General features: G+C 70.7%; 18 protein-coding genes and 1 tRNA gene. 9 read left to right on the top strand and 10 right to left on the bottom strand.

Annotation, left to right across the window (positions count from 1 at the left end; translation table 11 throughout):
* Positions 1 to 198 (bottom strand): anti-sigma factor family protein (locus VED21_RS21340; RefSeq protein WP_324885792.1); only part of this gene is annotated, 198 nt, incomplete at its 3' end.
* Positions 199 to 534: 336 nt separating this feature from the next.
* Here VED21_RS21340 and VED21_RS21335 point away from each other — a divergent pair.
* Positions 535 to 1,395 (top strand): SDR family oxidoreductase, encoded by an 861-nt coding sequence (locus VED21_RS21335; protein ID WP_324885790.1) that lies wholly within the window; start codon positions 535 to 537, stop codon positions 1,393 to 1,395.
* 123 nt (positions 1,396 to 1,518) lie between these two features.
* On the opposite strand, the gene VED21_RS21330 is transcribed toward VED21_RS21335, so the two are convergent.
* The 3 genes from VED21_RS21330 to VED21_RS21320 all read right to left on the bottom strand — a co-directional run bounded on the left by VED21_RS21330 (position 1,519) and on the right by VED21_RS21320 (position 3,379).
* The gene (locus tag VED21_RS21330) at positions 1,519 to 1,839 is read right to left on the bottom strand and encodes a DUF1244 domain-containing protein (protein WP_324885788.1); all 321 of its coding nucleotides are present in this window, start codon (positions 1,837 to 1,839) and stop codon (positions 1,519 to 1,521) included.
* Between the two features lie 65 nt (positions 1,840 to 1,904).
* The gene (locus VED21_RS21325) at positions 1,905 to 3,140 is read right to left on the bottom strand and encodes a DUF2478 domain-containing protein (protein ID WP_324885786.1); all 1,236 of its coding nucleotides are present in this window, start codon (positions 3,138 to 3,140) and stop codon (positions 1,905 to 1,907) included.
* A gap of 11 nt (positions 3,141 to 3,151) precedes the next feature.
* A complete protein-coding gene (locus VED21_RS21320) occupies positions 3,152 to 3,379 on the bottom strand; it encodes a sulfurtransferase TusA family protein (protein ID WP_324885784.1) in 228 nt (75 codons plus the stop codon).
* A gap of 166 nt (positions 3,380 to 3,545) precedes the next feature.
* On the opposite strand from VED21_RS21320, the gene VED21_RS21315 reads away from it, so the two are divergent.
* Positions 3,546 to 4,553, top strand: coding sequence for an SDR family oxidoreductase (locus VED21_RS21315; protein WP_324885782.1), 1,008 nt, complete (start codon positions 3,546 to 3,548; stop codon positions 4,551 to 4,553).
* Positions 4,554 to 4,622: 69 nt separating this feature from the next.
* On the opposite strand, the gene VED21_RS21310 is transcribed toward VED21_RS21315, so the two are convergent.
* Positions 4,623 to 4,793: a hypothetical protein gene (locus VED21_RS21310; protein WP_324885780.1), complete on the bottom strand. Its 171-nt coding sequence runs from the start codon at positions 4,791 to 4,793 to the stop codon at positions 4,623 to 4,625.
* 109 nt (positions 4,794 to 4,902) lie between these two features.
* On the opposite strand from VED21_RS21310, the gene VED21_RS21305 reads away from it, so the two are divergent.
* Entirely contained in the window at positions 4,903 to 5,112 is a 210-nt protein-coding gene (locus VED21_RS21305) for a hypothetical protein (protein WP_324885778.1), read from the top strand.
* Positions 5,113 to 5,114: 2 nt separating this feature from the next.
* On the opposite strand, the gene VED21_RS21300 is transcribed toward VED21_RS21305, so the two are convergent.
* The 5 genes from VED21_RS21300 to erpA form a co-directional block, all read right to left on the bottom strand.
* Positions 5,115 to 5,204: transfer RNA gene (locus VED21_RS21300), tRNA-Ser, on the bottom strand.
* 110 nt (positions 5,205 to 5,314) lie between these two features.
* The gene (locus VED21_RS21295; RefSeq protein WP_324885776.1) at positions 5,315 to 6,124 is read right to left on the bottom strand and encodes an HD-GYP domain-containing protein; all 810 of its coding nucleotides are present in this window, start codon (positions 6,122 to 6,124) and stop codon (positions 5,315 to 5,317) included.
* A 120-nt stretch (positions 6,125 to 6,244) separates the two neighbouring features.
* Positions 6,245 to 6,817, bottom strand: a complete 573-nt coding sequence (locus VED21_RS21290; protein ID WP_324885774.1) for a hypothetical protein — start codon at positions 6,815 to 6,817, stop codon at positions 6,245 to 6,247.
* Between the two features lie 86 nt (positions 6,818 to 6,903).
* Positions 6,904 to 7,674, bottom strand: coding sequence for an exodeoxyribonuclease III (gene xth, locus VED21_RS21285; protein ID WP_324885772.1), 771 nt, complete (start codon positions 7,672 to 7,674; stop codon positions 6,904 to 6,906).
* Positions 7,675 to 7,686: 12 nt separating this feature from the next.
* Positions 7,687 to 8,034 carry an iron-sulfur cluster insertion protein ErpA gene (gene erpA / locus VED21_RS21280; RefSeq protein WP_324885770.1) on the bottom strand — a complete coding sequence of 116 codons (348 nt, stop codon included), beginning with the start codon at positions 8,032 to 8,034 and terminating at the stop codon, positions 7,687 to 7,689.
* 180 nt (positions 8,035 to 8,214) lie between these two features.
* Here erpA and VED21_RS21275 point away from each other — a divergent pair, with 180 nt between their 5' ends.
* The 6 genes from VED21_RS21275 to VED21_RS21250 all read left to right on the top strand — a co-directional run.
* Positions 8,215 to 9,405, top strand: coding sequence for a deoxyguanosinetriphosphate triphosphohydrolase (locus VED21_RS21275; RefSeq protein WP_324885768.1), 1,191 nt, complete (start codon positions 8,215 to 8,217; stop codon positions 9,403 to 9,405).
* A 4-nt stretch (positions 9,406 to 9,409) separates the two neighbouring features.
* Positions 9,410 to 11,161, top strand: a complete 1,752-nt coding sequence (gene argS / locus VED21_RS21270) for an arginine--tRNA ligase (RefSeq protein WP_324885766.1) — start codon at positions 9,410 to 9,412, stop codon at positions 11,159 to 11,161.
* Complete coding sequence (locus VED21_RS21265) at positions 11,161 to 12,216, top strand: SPOR domain-containing protein (protein ID WP_324885764.1); 1,056 nt, start codon at positions 11,161 to 11,163, stop codon at positions 12,214 to 12,216. The genes argS and VED21_RS21265 overlap by 1 nt, the downstream gene beginning before the upstream one ends.
* Positions 12,203 to 13,243: a beta-N-acetylhexosaminidase gene (nagZ, locus tag VED21_RS21260; protein WP_324885762.1), complete on the top strand. Its 1,041-nt coding sequence runs from the start codon at positions 12,203 to 12,205 to the stop codon at positions 13,241 to 13,243. The genes VED21_RS21265 and nagZ overlap by 14 nt, the downstream gene beginning before the upstream one ends.
* 26 nt (positions 13,244 to 13,269) lie before the next feature.
* Positions 13,270 to 13,947 (top strand): site-2 protease family protein, encoded by a 678-nt coding sequence (locus VED21_RS21255; protein WP_324885760.1) that lies wholly within the window; start codon positions 13,270 to 13,272, stop codon positions 13,945 to 13,947.
* On the top strand, positions 13,940 to 14,261 hold a 322-nt coding region (locus VED21_RS21250), incomplete at its 3' end, for a ScpA family protein (protein WP_324885758.1). The genes VED21_RS21255 and VED21_RS21250, both read left to right, overlap by 8 nt.

The following is a 14,261-nucleotide window of genomic DNA, read 5'->3' as shown; positions in this document are numbered from 1 at the left end:
CAGCATGCGGGACGGCACCGGCTCTTCGAGCACGGGGTCGTAGAGGCGGTGCAACTCCTGCACGTGCTGACGATGCAGGGCGAGCAGCGCCTTGGCCTCGGCGTCGGTTTCGACCGCAGCCTCGAAGTCCCGCCGCTCCTGCTCGTCGAGGGCGCCGTCCAGATAGGCGTTGATGTGGCTCATCGTCACACGCTTCATGTCGTTTTGATCCCGGAGCATCACCAGGAGTTCCCCCGGAGACGGGTACGGCCCATGACACGTCCGGCATTATAATACAGGATGGGGTTTCGGGGGCGGAATTCTACCCCCTCTTTGGTGGTGTTCTTCCAAGCCATCCTTTGCAGCACCGCTCGCTCTCGGCTGCCTTCCTGCTCGTCATGTCTTCCCCCGAAGCCATCGCGCTTGTGTCATACAACCGCAGTAACAGTGGCTTGCGGTGCTTGTTCCAGTCCCCTCCCGCTTTGGAACGCCGGCCGTCGCGATCGTGTTGTCCGGTTGTAGAACGGACACACCCTGTCGAGAGGACGCCACAGCATGGCACAGCAGGAAGCGCGCCAGCCGCCGCAGCACCAGAACACCCAGCCCGGCCACCAGGACGCGATGACGCCGCAGCCGTCGACGGACCGGCCGGAGTACCGCGGCAGCGGCAAGCTGCGCGACAAGGTGGCGCTGATCACCGGCGGCGACAGCGGCATCGGCCGGGCCGTCGCCGTGCTGTTCGCGCGCGAGGGCGCCAAGGTCGGCATCGTCTACCTGAACGAGGACGAGGACGCGGAAGAGACGCGCCGCCTGGTCGGCGAGGAGGGGCAGCCGTGCACCGTGCTGCGCGGCGACCTGGGCGACGAGGCGATGTGCCGCCGCGCCGTCGAGCGCATGGTGGAGGAGCACGGGCGCATCGACATCCTGGTCAACAACGCGGCCGAGCAGCACCCGCAGACCAAGCTGGAGGACATCTCGGCCGAGCAGCTGGAGCGCACCTTCCGCACCAACATCTTCGCCTATTTCTACATGGCGCAGGCGGCGCTGCCGCACATGAAGGAAGGCTCGGCCATCATCAACACCACGTCGGTGACGGCGTACAAGGGCAACCCGATGCTGATCGACTACGCGTCCACCAAGGGCGCGATCGTCGCCTTCACGCGCTCGCTGGCGCTGGCGGTGGCCGACCGCGGCATCCGGGTGAACGGCGTGGCGCCGGGCCCGATCTGGACGCCGCTGATCCCCTCCACCTTCCCCGAGGAGAAGGTCGAAAAATTCGGCGCTGACGTGCCGATGAAGCGCCCCGGCCAGCCGGACGAGGTGGCGCCGTGCTACGTCTTCCTGGCGTCCAGCGATTCCAGCTACATGTCGGGGCAGGTGCTGCACCCCAACGGCGGGTCGGTGGTGAACGGGTAGGAGGCGTCGATTGCCCCCTCCCTAACCCTCCCCCTCTTCGAGGTGGAGGGGACTGCCGCCGCCATACCCTCCACCGCAACGCGGGGGAGGGTGGCCGCAAAGCGGCCGGGAGGGGGCACCCCGTTACTTGTTGTGCCCGCTGATCTCGGCGTGCAGGGGTTTGGTCTCCTCGAACATGCGCTGCTGCTCGGGCGTGGCCTCGTGCTGGTGCTTGGCCTTCCATTCCGAATAGGGCATGCCGTAGACGGCGACGCGCGCCTCCTCGTCGGTCAGGGCGACGCCGCGCTCCTTGGCGGCGGCGAGGTACCACTTCGACAGGCAATTGCGGCAGAAGCCGGCAAGGTTCATCAGGTCGATGTTCTGCACGTCGGTGCGCTTGCGCAGGTGCTCGACCAGACCGCGGAAGGCGGCCGCCTCCAGTTCGATGCGGGTGCGTTCGTCCATGGTTTCCTCCAGTATTCGGGGCGGCCCGATTGGGCCGGCATCGTGCCAAAGGGTGCCGTGCGGAATCAACCCGGACGCCGCAGCGTCACGAAGCGGCCGTGCACGTGGAACTGCTTGGACGCGGCACCGGCGGAAATCGCCTCGGCCACCGCCGCCACGTCGCGCACGACGAAGCCCGACAGCGTGTCGATGCCGTAGTCGAACAGGCGCGGCGTCAGCGGCGTGCCCGGCCCCACCAGCACCACGCGGCACCCCCGCGCCGCCGCCAGCAGGCGCGGCAGCGTGCGGTTGGCGAGTGCCGAGGCGGTGACCAGCACGCCCTCCGCCCCCGGCAGCAGCCAGTCGCAGGCGGGCTCCGGATACTCGCCGGGGCGCGGGTTGATCTCGATGACGTGGGCGTCGGGCAGGCGCTGGGCCACCTGCGGGAAGCCGCCGACGACCACGACGCGGCCCTCCACGCCCTTCAGCAGGTCCAGGCCGTTGACGTCCGGCCCCTGCAGGTCGGCGCGGTTGTAGTGCGCGTTGAGCGCGGCGATGCCGACCGACATCGCCAGCGGGTCCCAGGAGCGGGCGGCCTGCAGCGCCAGATCCTTCAGGCGCGCGCCGGCCCAGGCGCCGGGCGGCGGGATCTCGGCGTCCGTGGTCACGGATGGGCGGGCGGCGAGACCGACGCCGCAGGCGGCCTCCACCATCACCCACTTCGGCCCGACCAGGACGCGGCGCACGTCCGAGTCCTCGACGCCCAGCATCAGGTCTTCGTACAGGCGCGCGGCACCCCACCAGCGCCACAGCGCGTCCCAGTCCGGCGTCAGCAGGTCGGCGTAGCCGCCGGTGAAGGTCTGCCATTCGTTGGTGAAGCGGCTGCCGACGCTGATCAGCACCGGGATGCCTTCGGAGATGGCGGTCAGGATCTCGTCCGACAGGCCCTCGCCGTGCGCCTCCAGCCCGGCGAACTTGTTGACGACGATCAGGTCGGCGCGCTCCTCGATGGCGCGGCGCAGCGCCTGGCTGGCGTCGGCGACGCCGGCCGGGTCGACGCGGCAGGCGCGCGATTCCCGCCCCAGGTTCTGCGAGATGCCGAAGGCGCGGCCCGTCGCCACGTCCACCAGCTCCATGCGGTCGGCGCAGTCGTCGCGTTCGCCGTAGTTGCGCTGGACGACGCCGCCGACGCGGAAGCCGCGCCGCTGCAGCTCGTGCACGAAGCGGTCGAGGAGCGCGTCGACGTGCTCCGATCCCGGGCCGTGGATCACCGCGCCGGGGCGCAGGGCGGGGGGCGTGGCGGGGCGCAGCGGGGTGGGCATCGGGGGGCTTCCTAGACGCGGCGGCGGATGTGGTAGACGAACACGTCCTCGCGCTTTTCGTGGGCGATCAGCTCGTTGCTGGTCGTGTTGCAGAAGTGCCGGAAATCGATGGTGGAGGCCGGGTCGGTGGCGTAGACGATCACCTCCTCGCCGTCCGCCATGGTGTCCAGCAGGGCGCGCGTGCGCAGGATGGGCAGCGGGCAGTAGAAGCCCCGCACGTCGAGTTCCCTGGGCGGCACGCCGATGCTCCTTGGTCCGGTCCGGTCCGGAGTTTAGCGCCCCGGCCGCGGAAGCTCCAGGCGTACGGAGGTGCCGGGCGCGCGAAAACGGGCAGCGCGGCGGGACCTTCGCCGCGCCGGCGTGTTGTTCGCGGGTGAGGAGACAACCAGCGGGAAGCGACCAGCCATGGCGAACGGGCCTTTCGACAAGGTGGTGGTGATCACCGGTGCCTCCAGCGGCATCGGGCGGGCGACGGCGCTCGACTTCGCGCGGCAGGGGGCGGCGGTGGTGCTGGTGGCGCGCAACGACGCCGCACTCCACGACGTGGCCGAGGCCTGCATCGAGGCCGGCGGGCGCGCCATGGTGCTGGCCGCCGACGTCGGCGAGCAGGAGCAGATGAACCTGGTGGCGCAGCGCGCCGTCGACGCCTTCGGCTGCATCGACGTGTGGGTGAACAACGCAGGCGTCATCGCCTTCGGCCGCCTGGAGGAGATGCCGGAGGACGCGTTCGAGCAGGTGATGCGCACCAACTTCTTCGGCACCGTGAACGGCTGCCGCGCCGTGCTGCCGCACTTCCTGGACCGCGGGGAGGGGGTGATCGTCAACAACGCCTCCGTCGTCTCGACGGTGGGGCAGCGCTACGCCTCACCCTACGTGTCCAGCAAGTTCGCGGTGCGCGGCTTCTCCGAATCCCTGCGGCAGGAGCTGGTGGACGAGCCGGGCATCCACGTGTGCACGGTGATGCCGGGGTCCATCGACACGCCGCTGTGGCAGCACGCCGCCAACTTCACCGGCCGCGCCGTGCGCCCGCCCGGATCGGTCCATCCGCCGGAGGAGGTGGCGCAGGCCATCGTCGCCCTGGCGCGCGCGCCGAAGCCGGAGGTGTTCGTCGGCGCCGGCCGCATCGCCGAACTGGGCCACGCGCTGGCGCCCGCGCTGACCGAGCGGGCCATGGCCCGCATGGTGGAGCGCAGCATGTTCGAAAACCGCCCGGCCGCCCGCACCGACGGCGCGCTGCACCAGCCGACCGAGCATTACGAGGCGCGCGGCGGCTGGGGCTCCGAAGCGGCGTACGGCGACGGGATGCACGGTGGGCAGCGCCGTTTCTCCTGGACCAACCTCGCGCTGTTCCTGATCCCGCTCGGGCTGATGAGCCGCCTGCCGCGTTCCCCGCAGCGGCAGTGGATCGGCTGACGCCACGAAAACGCCGGCGGAGGGAGCCTCCGCCGGCGTTTTTCTTTTCGGCGCGGCGTGGCGGGGCGCTCAGCCGCCGCCGATGCCTTCGATGAACTTTTCGCCGGTCTTGGGATCGATGTTCTCACCGCTGCCGGGCGTGCCGGGCTTGGCCTCGTCGCGGCGCGTGGTCTGCGGATCGCTGGGCTGCATGCCCTTCCACTTGTCGTCAGCCTGATCGGGCTTCTTCTGCTCGGCCATGGCGTCCTCGTGCGGTTGCCGTTCTCGTGTCCTGGCAAACAGCGCGGCGGGGACATCCTCACGTGCCGGCGGTTGAAGGGCAGGAGCAACCGGACGGGAGGAGCACGCCATGGCGAAGGACCCGCAGCACCTGGACACGGCAGCGCGCAACCGCGCCCCCGCCGCCGGCATGAACCCCGGCGACGAAGCGCCGCCGGGCACGCCGGGCACCGGCGAGAACTTCTGCCCCGTCTGCCACGGCGACGGCCGCGTGGGCGGCGTCCCGTGCGCCAACTGCGGCGGCACGGGCAAGATCGTGCAGGGAATCGGGGGCGTGTAGGGTGGCGGATGGGGTGGGATTCGAACCCACGGTAGGCTCGCACCTACGGCGGTTTTCAAGACCGCTGCCTTAAACCACTCGGCCACCCATCCATACCGGTTCGACGCACGGCACCGGTCCGGCTTGATAGTCTGGCGCGTCGGCGGGGGTCAAGAGGCGGCGTGACGGCGGGCAGGAATCGGAAGCCCTAAAATCGGAAGCCCTAGAATCGGAAGCCCTCGTCCAGCAGCGCCAGGCAGGCGTCCGTCGCCTCGGCGTCCAGCTTGGCGCCGCGCAGGCGGCGCAGCTCCTCGCACGCGGTGTCCAGGCCCTTGGCCGGGCGGTAGGGGCGGTGCGAGGTGATGGCCTCCACCACGTCGGCCACGGCGACGATGCGCGCCTCCTGGCTGATGGCGTGGCCGGACAGGCCGTGCGGGTAGCCGGAGCCGTCCATGCGCTCGTGATGCTCCAGCACGATGCGGTGGATGGCGTCGTCGAACTCCACGCGCTTCACGATGTCGTGGCCGTACACCGTGTGCAGCTTGATCAGCTCGAACTCCTGCGGCTCCAGCCGGCCGGGCTTCGACAGCAGTTCGGCCGGGATGCCGATCTTGCCGATGTCGTGCATCAGGGCGCCCAGGCGGATGCTCTCGGCGCGCTCCTCGCTCAGGCCCAGGCGCCGGGCGATGGCGGCGGAGAGCAGGGCGACGCGGGCCTGATGGCCGGCGGTGTAGGGGTCGCGCCGCTCGATGGCGCGGCCCAGCGCCTCGGCCGTCTGGTCGAGCGCGGAGCGGGCGCCGATCAGCGCGTCCAGGCGCCCCTGCTCAGCCCGGTCGCGGCGGCGGAACTCGCGGCGCAGCAGCAGCCACAGCGCCCCCGACGTGATCAGCACGTAGGTCAGGCCCTTGCCCAACTCGAAGGCGTAGTGCCCTTCCAGGTCGGCGCCGAACAGGGCAACGGCCAGACGGTTGCCGGCCAGGATCCACACCGTGCCGAACGCCGCGTAGAGAACTGTGATGGAAAGCGCCGACAACGGCCGCATCGTGCCCCCGCGATGAAGCGAACTGCTCATGAAGAACATAGCGCGGGGGTGGTGCCTTGCCCGTGGTCAAATCATTGGACGGACGAAGTGTCGCGGCGGCCCCGAAACAGCCTACGTGCGGATGGGCCGGCCGAGGCTGGCGAGCCGCTTCACGCGCTTGGGCGGGGAGGGGGCGTCGGAGAAGTCGGGCAGGCTGGGCGCGCGGGCCATGACCTTGCGCACCATGTCGGCGGTCTCGTCCAGCTCGTCGATGGTGCTCTGCGCCACCCTGCCGGCGAACTGCGGGCGGGTGAGCTTGGAGCGCATCTCGCTGATGATGCGCAGCTCCGGCTCGAACAGCTCGCGCGCACCGATGGGCAGCACCTGGTCGTCGCGCATGCTGAGGAAGTAGTTGCGCGTCGCCTTGATCAGCAGGGTGGAAAGCAGGACGTCCATGCGCTCGAACTCGGCGCGCAGGTCGTCCAGCTTGCTGTCGGTGAGATTGGTCAGACGCTCCTCGGTCAGCGCAACCAGCGCGCGGACCTCCTCCACCTTCTTGCGGAAGTCGAGGAACGAGGCGAAGCGGTCGTCGCCCATGTCGCGCGTCGCCTTGTCGGCAAGCGCCATGGCGTCGCGTGCCTGCCGCTCCAGCGCGGCCAGCAGCTCCTCCACCTCCTTGCGGCTGTAATCCCGCCTCCACACCATCGCCCGGCGCCCCGACCTGTCGTGCCCCCACTCTAGGCGCGGGCGCTTAACAAACATTTTATGGAAATGCAGACCAGACCGCCCGATCAGTCCGCCAGTTCCAGGACGACCGGCGTGTGGTCGGACGCCTTCTCGGCCCCGCGCGGGCGGCGGTCGATGGTGCAGCCGACCAGCCGGTCGGCCGCCTGCGGCGACAGCAGGAAGTGGTCGATGCGCAGGCCCAGGTCGCGCGGCCAGCTGCCCGCCTGATAGTCCCAGAAGGTATAGGCGCGCGCGTCGTCGTGGAGCGCGCGGTAGGCGTCGGTGAGGCCGAGGTTGAGGAGTGTGCGGAACTTCTGCCGCGACTCCAGGCGGAACAGCGCGTCCTGGCTCCACCCCACCGGGTCGTAGACGTCGCGCGCCTCGGGGATGATGTTGTAGTCGCCGCCCAGCACCAGCGGCACGCCCCGGTCCAGCAGGCCGCGGGCGTGCGCGGTCAGCCGGTCCATCCAGCGCAGCTTGTACGGGTACTTCTCGGTCCCCACCGGGTTGCCGTTGGGCAGGTAGAGCGAGGCGATGCGCACGCCGTTCACCGTGGCCTCGACGTAGCGGGCCTGCTCGTCCTCCGGCTCGCCGGGCAGGCGGCGCAGCACGTCGCTGGCCGGGGTTTTGGAGAGCAGCGCCACGCCGTTGTAGGACTTCTGCCCGACGACCTCGACGTGGTAGCCGAGGTCCTCGATGGCGGCGCGGGGGAAGGCGTCGGTCTCGCACTTCACCTCCTGGAACAGCGCCACGTCGGGGGAGGCGGCGCGCAGCCAGTCGGTGACCAAGGGCAGGCGCGCCTTGACCGAATTCACGTTCCAGGTGGCGATCTTCACGATAGCCCGCCGTCAGACCGCGAAGGAATTGCCGCAGCCGCAGGACGCCGTGGCCTGCGGGTTCTTGATCTGGAAGGCGGCCCCCATCAGGTCCTCGACGTAGTCCAGGGTGGAGCCGTTCAGCAGGTCGAGCGAGCAGTCGTCGGTGACGACCTTGGTACCGTTGTGCTCGAACACGAAGTCGTCGTCGTTCACCGCGTCGTCGAAGGCGAAGCCGTACTGGAAGCCGGAGCAGCCGCCGCCGGACACGGTGAGGCGCAGCATCAGGCCGGGCTTGCCCTCATGCTCCACCAGGAAGGCCACGCGCCTGGCCGCGCTGTCGGAGATGTGGAACGTGCGGTCGGTCGCAACGTCGGACATGGAGAAACCCTCATAAGCCGGAACCGGGATGCCGGGGAGAAATGTAAGGCGCCCTGACGCATGTGCAAAGAGGCGCATGTGCAAAGAGGGTGGTTCAGCGGACATTCATATCACCGCCTTCCCCGTTGCACCCGCACCGTTGCCGGGGCTAGTGTCCGCGCCATGACGGCGGACACCTTCATGCCCGGCGAAGCACGGCTTGCGCCCTACGCCTGCCACCCTGCGCACAGCCGCGGGCGGCTGGTGCGCGAGGACGAGAGCCCGACGCGCTCGTGCTACCAGCGCGACCGCGACCGCATCGTGCACTCGGGTGCCTTCCGCAAGCTGAAGTACAAGACGCAGGTCTTCGTCTACCACGAGGGCGACTACTATCGGACCCGGCTGACCCACAGCCTGGAGGTGGCGCAGATCGCCCGCTCCATCTCCCGCGTGCTGGGGCTGAACGAGGATCTGGCGGAGGCGGTGGCGCTGGCGCACGACTTCGGCCACACGCCCTTCGGCCACGCCGGCGAGGACGCGCTGAACGCCTGCATGGAGCCGTACGGCGGCTTCAGCCACAACGACCAGACGCTGCGCGTGCTGACCCGGCTGGAGCACCGCTACGCCGAGTTCGACGGGCTGAACCTGACGTGGGAGACGCTGGAGGGCGTGGTCAAGCACAACGGGCCGCTGTTGCCGCTCAACGACGGCAAGCATCTCCCGGTGACCATCGACGCCTTTCGATCGGTCTGGGACCTGGAGCTGGACACCAACCCCTGCGCCGAGGCGCAGGTGGCGGCCCTGGCCGACGACATCGCCTACAACAACCACGACATCGACGACGGCCTGCGCGCCGGCCTGTTCTCCATCGAGGAGGTGGCCGAGCTGCCGATGGTCGGCCCGATCGTGCGGCAGGTCTGCGACCGCTATCCGGGGCTGGAGCGCGGGCGGCTGATCCACGAGACCGTGCGGCGCATGATCAACGCCATGGTCGACGACCTGCTGACCGAGACGCGGCGCCGGCTGGCCGAGGTGCGGCCGGGATCGGCGGCCGAGGTGCGGGCGGCCCCCGAGGCGGTCGTCGCGTTCTCCGACCCCATGCTGGCCGACCAGCGCCCCTTGCGCGCCTTCCTGCGGCAGCGCATGTACCGGCACTACAAGGTCAACCGCGAGATGAGCAAGTGCAAGCGGGTGGTGCGCTCGCTGTTCGACCTGTTCATGGCCGAGACCAACTGCCTGCCCACCCAGTGGCAGCAGGAGCTGAAGGCCACGGGCGGCGAAGGGAACCCGCTGGTGCGGGCCCGCCTCGTCGCCGACTACATCGCCGGCATGACCGACCGGTTCGCGCTGGCCGAGTACGGCCGCCTCTTCGATATGGATGCGAAGATCTAAGAAGATGAATATTTTCAAGACGTTCGAAAGCGACATTCGGAAAATTCTCGAAGAGCTGGCGGCCGCCGGCGCGATCCCCGCGGGGCTCGACGCCAGCCGGCTGGCGGTGGAGCCGCCGCGCGAGGCGGCGCACGGCGACCTGTCGACCAACGCGGCGATGGTGCTGGCCAAGCCCGCCGGCATGCCGCCGCGCAAGCTGGCCGAGATGCTGGTCGAGAAGCTGAAGGCGCTGCCGGACGTGACGTCGGTGGAGATCGCCGGCCCCGGCTTCGTCAACCTGCGCCTGTCGCCGGACGTCTGGCGCGCGCGGATCAAGGACATCCTGGCCGCCGGCACGGCCTACGGCGACAGCGACCTCGGCAAGGACGAGCCGGTGAACGTCGAGTACGTCTCGGCCAACCCGACCGGCCCGCTGCACGCCGCGCACGGCCGAGGTGCTGTGTTCGGCGACGCGCTGGCCGCACTGCTGGAGAAGGCCGGGCACAAGGTCACGCGCGAGTACTACATCAACGACGCCGGCGCCCAGGTGGACGTGCTGGCGCGCTCCACCTACCTGCGCTACCGCGAGGCGCTGGGCGAGGCGATCGGCGAGATCCCGGCCGGCCTGTACCCCGGCGAATACCTCAAGGACGTGGGCCAGGAGCTGGCGCAGCGGGATGGCGGGAAGTGGCTGGAAGCCCCTGAAACGGAATGGCTTCCGGCCTGCCGCGAGTTCGCCATCGCGCGCATCATGGAATGGATCAAGGACGACCTCGGCGCCCTCAACATCCGCATGGACGTCTACACGTCGGAACGCGGGCTGGTGCAGGCCGGCGCCGTGGACAAGGCGCTGAAGACGCTGGAGGACCGCGGCCTGATCTACGTCGGCGTGCTGGAGCCGCCCAAGGGCAAGAAGCCCGACGACTGGGAGCCCCGCCCGCAAACCCTGTTCAAATCCAGCGACTTCGGCGACGACGTTGACAGGCCGCTGAAGAAGTCCGACGGCTCGTTCACCTACTTCTCGAACGACATCGCCTATCACCATGACAAGGCGATGCGCGGCTTCACGACGCTGATCGACGTGTGGGGCGCCGACCACGGCGGCTACGTCAAGCGCATGCAGGCGGCCACCACCGCCATCACCGAAGGCAAGGCGGCGCTGGACGTCAAGCTCTGCCAGCTCGTGCACCTGATGCAGAACGGGCAGCCGGTGAAGATGTCGAAGCGCGCGGGCACCTTCGTGACCCTGCGCGACGTCATCGAGACGGTCGGCAAGGACGTGGTGCGCTTCATCATGCTCACCCGCCGCAACGACCAGACGCTGGAGTTCGACTACGCCAAGGTGACCGAGCAGTCGAAGGACAACCCGGTCTTCTACGTGCAGTACGCGCACGCCCGCTGCCGCTCCGTGCTGCGCCATGCCGTCGAGGCGCTGGCCGGCAAGGACCTGTCGCCGGCCGGCATGGCCGGCGCCAACCTGGCGCGGCTGGAGGACGATGCGGAACTGGCGCTGGTCAAGCGCATGGCGACGTGGCCGCGTCTGGTCGAATCCGCGGCGGAAGCGCACGAGCCGCACCGCGTGGCCTTCTACCTGTACGACCTCGCCTCCGACTTCCACGCGCTGTGGAACAAGGGCAAGGACGACGCCACCCTGCGCTTCCTGGTCGACGACGCGGAACTGACGCTGGCGCGCCTCGCCATGATCAGCGCGGTGGCCACGGTCATCGCGTCGGGCCTGACGGTCATGGGCGTGGAGCCGGTGGAGGAGATGCGCTGATGCGGCCGGGCAGCGATGTGAACTACGCCGCCGATCCCTATGGCTACCCGCCGGCGAAGGGCCGGCGGCGCGGGCTGTTCGGCCTGGGCTTCGCCGTGGTGGGCATCGCCGCCTTCGCCGGTGTGATCGTTTTCGCCTACGGGCGCGGCGACCGCGTGGCCCCGGACGGCGGCCCGCCGCTGCTGGAGGCCGACGCCACGCCGCACAAGCTGCGTCCCGAGCAGCCGGGCGGCCTGGACGTGCCGCACCAGGACAAGCTCGTCTACGACCGGCTGAACGGCAAGGCGACGACCGGCCGCGGAACGGTGGAGCACCTGCTGCCGCCGCCCGAACAGCCGCTGCCGCGCCCGGTGGTGACGCCGGCCCTGCCGCCGCCGCCGGCCCTGCCGGCGCCGCCCGCCGTGGCGCAGGTGCCGCCCCCGCCGCCGGGGGCCACGGCGACCGTGCCGCGCACCATGCCCGATGGCGACGCCATTCCGCCGGCCGTGCCCGTGCCCGGCGTGCAGGCGCAGGTGAGCCCGCCGCCCGCCATGGGCGGCGCCTCGCCGCAGCAGGTCGCGACGCTGCCGCCGCCGAAGGCGCCGCCGGCCCCGCCCGCCAAGACCGTTCCGCCGCAGCCGGCCCCGGCCGCCGCCAAGCCCGCCGCCCCGCCGCCGGCCCCGGCCACGGCGCAGCCGGCCGGCGCGCTGTCGGCCCCGCAGGCGGCCAAGCCGCCGGCGCCCGCCACGGCGCCGGCCTCGGGCGTGCTCGCCGCCCCGCAGGCGGCCAAGCCGGCGGCCGCACCGCCGCCCGCCGCGTCCGGTGGCGCGGGCGGCTACCGCGTCCAGCTCGCGTCCGTGCGCAGCGAGGCGGAGGCACAGGCGGAATGGAAGCGCCTCGCCGGCCGCTACGGAGACGCGCTGGGCGGGCTCAGCCTCAACGTCGCCAAGGCCGACCTGGGCGAGAAGGGCGTCTTCTACCGCGTCCAGGGCGGCAGCGTGGACGAGGCGCGCGCCCGCGCGATCTGCGACAAGCTCAAGGCCCAAAGCGTGGGGTGCGTGATTGTCCGTCCCTAAAGCACCGCGGCCGCGCGCCGCCATCCTCGGCTGCGCCGGCACGGCGCTGTCGGACGAGGAGCGCGCGTTCCTGCGCCGCGCCGATCCGCTGGGCTTCATCCTCTTCCGCCGCAACTGCGAATCGCCCGAGCAGGTGAAGGCTCTGGTGGCCGACCTGCGGGCGGCGGTCCAGCGCCCCGACGCGCCGGTGCTGATCGACCAGGAAGGCGGGCGCGTCGCCCGCCTGCGCCCGCCGCACTGGCCGGCCTTCCCGCCGGCCCGCGCCATCGGCCTGCTGGCCGAGCGCGACATCGCGCTGGGCCGCGAGGCGGCGTGGCTGGACGGGCGCCTGCTGGCGCACATGCTGCACGACCTGGGCATCACGGTGGACTGCGCGCCGGTGTGCGACGTGCCGGTGGAAGGGGCGCACGACGTGATCGGCGACCGCGCCTTCTCCCGCGATCCGGCGCTGGTGGCCGACCTCGCCCGCGCCGTGTGCGAGGGCATGATGGCCGGCGGCGTGCTGCCGGTGATCAAGCACATCCCCGGCCACGGCCGCGCCTTCGCCGACAGCCACGCCGAGCTGCCGGTGGTGGAGGCGCCGCGCGCCGACCTGGAGACCACCGACTTCGCCCCCTTCCGCGACCTCGCCGACATGCCGCTGGGCATGGTGGCACACGTGGTGCTGAAGGCGCTGGACCCGGCGCAGCCGGTCAGCACCTCGGCCAGCGCGATCAAGGACGTGGTGCGCGGGCCGGCGATCGGGTTTGACGGGCTGCTGTTCAGTGACGATCTGTCGATGGGTGCCTTGTCCGGCGACGCGGGCGAGCGCACGCGGGCCGTGCTGGCCGCCGGCTGCGACGTGGCGCTGCACTGCAACGGCGACATGGCGGAGATGGAGCTGGTGGCGCAGGCCGCCCCGCCGCTGAGCTACGCCGCCGCCCAGCGCTGGGCGCGGGCGCAGGCGGTGCGCGGCGTGCCGGATCCGGTGGACGCCGCGGCGCTGCGCGCGCGCTTCGACGCCCTGCTGTCCGGTGCGGCGGTGTAACGGGGCGGTGTAACGGGGAATTCGACATGGAAGACAGCCTGCTCCGCCTCACCACCATCGTCATCCCGGTGGTGATCGCCATCACCATGCACGAGGCCGCGCACGGCTTCGTGGCGTGGCGGCTGGGCGACGACACGGCGCTGCGGCTGGGGCGGGTCAGCTTCAACCCGCTGCGCCACGTCGACCTGTTCGGCACCATCCTGGTGCCGGGGCTGATGTACCTGACGACCGGCTTCCTGTTCGGCTGGGCCAAGCCGGTGCCGGTGAACTTCGGCCGCCTGCACCACCCGCGCCGCGACATGGTGTGGGTGGCGCTGGCCGGTCCCGGCACCAACATCGCGCTGGCGATCATCTCGGCGCTGCTGATCCACATCGCACCGGCGGTGCCGGCGCTGGGGCAGGAGTGGTTCCTGGCGAACCTGGAAATCTCCATCCTGATCAACCTGATCCTGGCCGTCTTCAACATGATCCCGCTGCCGCCGCTGGACGGCGGGCGGGTGGCCGTGGGCGTGCTGCCGGACGCGCTGGCCTTCCCGCTGGCGCGGCTGGAGCGGTACGGCCTGCTGATCCTGATCGGCGCCTTGTTCCTGCTGCCGATGCTGGGGCGGGAGATGGGCTACAACCTGGACGTCTTCCGCTGGATCGTCTGGCCGCCGGTGGAGGCGCTGTTCAAGCTGATCCTCGAGATCACCGGACATGCCTGACGACCGGTTCGCGGAGGATCCCGGGCGCGAGCTGACCGCCGCCGAACAGCTGGTCCTGGCGCTCGACGGGTTCGAGGGGCCGATCGACATGCTGCTGTCGCTGGCGCGCGAGCAGAAGGTCGATCTGGCGAAGATCTCCATCCTGGATCTGGCCGACCAGTACCTCGCCTTCATCGCCGAGGTGCGCAAGGTGCGGCTGGAGCTGGCGGCCGACTATCTGGTGATGGCGGCGTGGCTGGCCTACCTGAAGTCGCGCCTGCTGATCCCCGAGCAGCCCGAGGACGAGCCCTCCGGCGAGGACATGGCGGCGGCGC

The sequence above is a fragment of the Azospirillum sp. genome (genome assembly GCF_035627195.1).
Lineage (GTDB): Bacteria > Pseudomonadota > Alphaproteobacteria > Azospirillales > Azospirillaceae > Azospirillum.
Note: the sequence above shows the minus strand (reverse complement) of the source record. Positions and strands in the feature narration are given on the sequence as shown.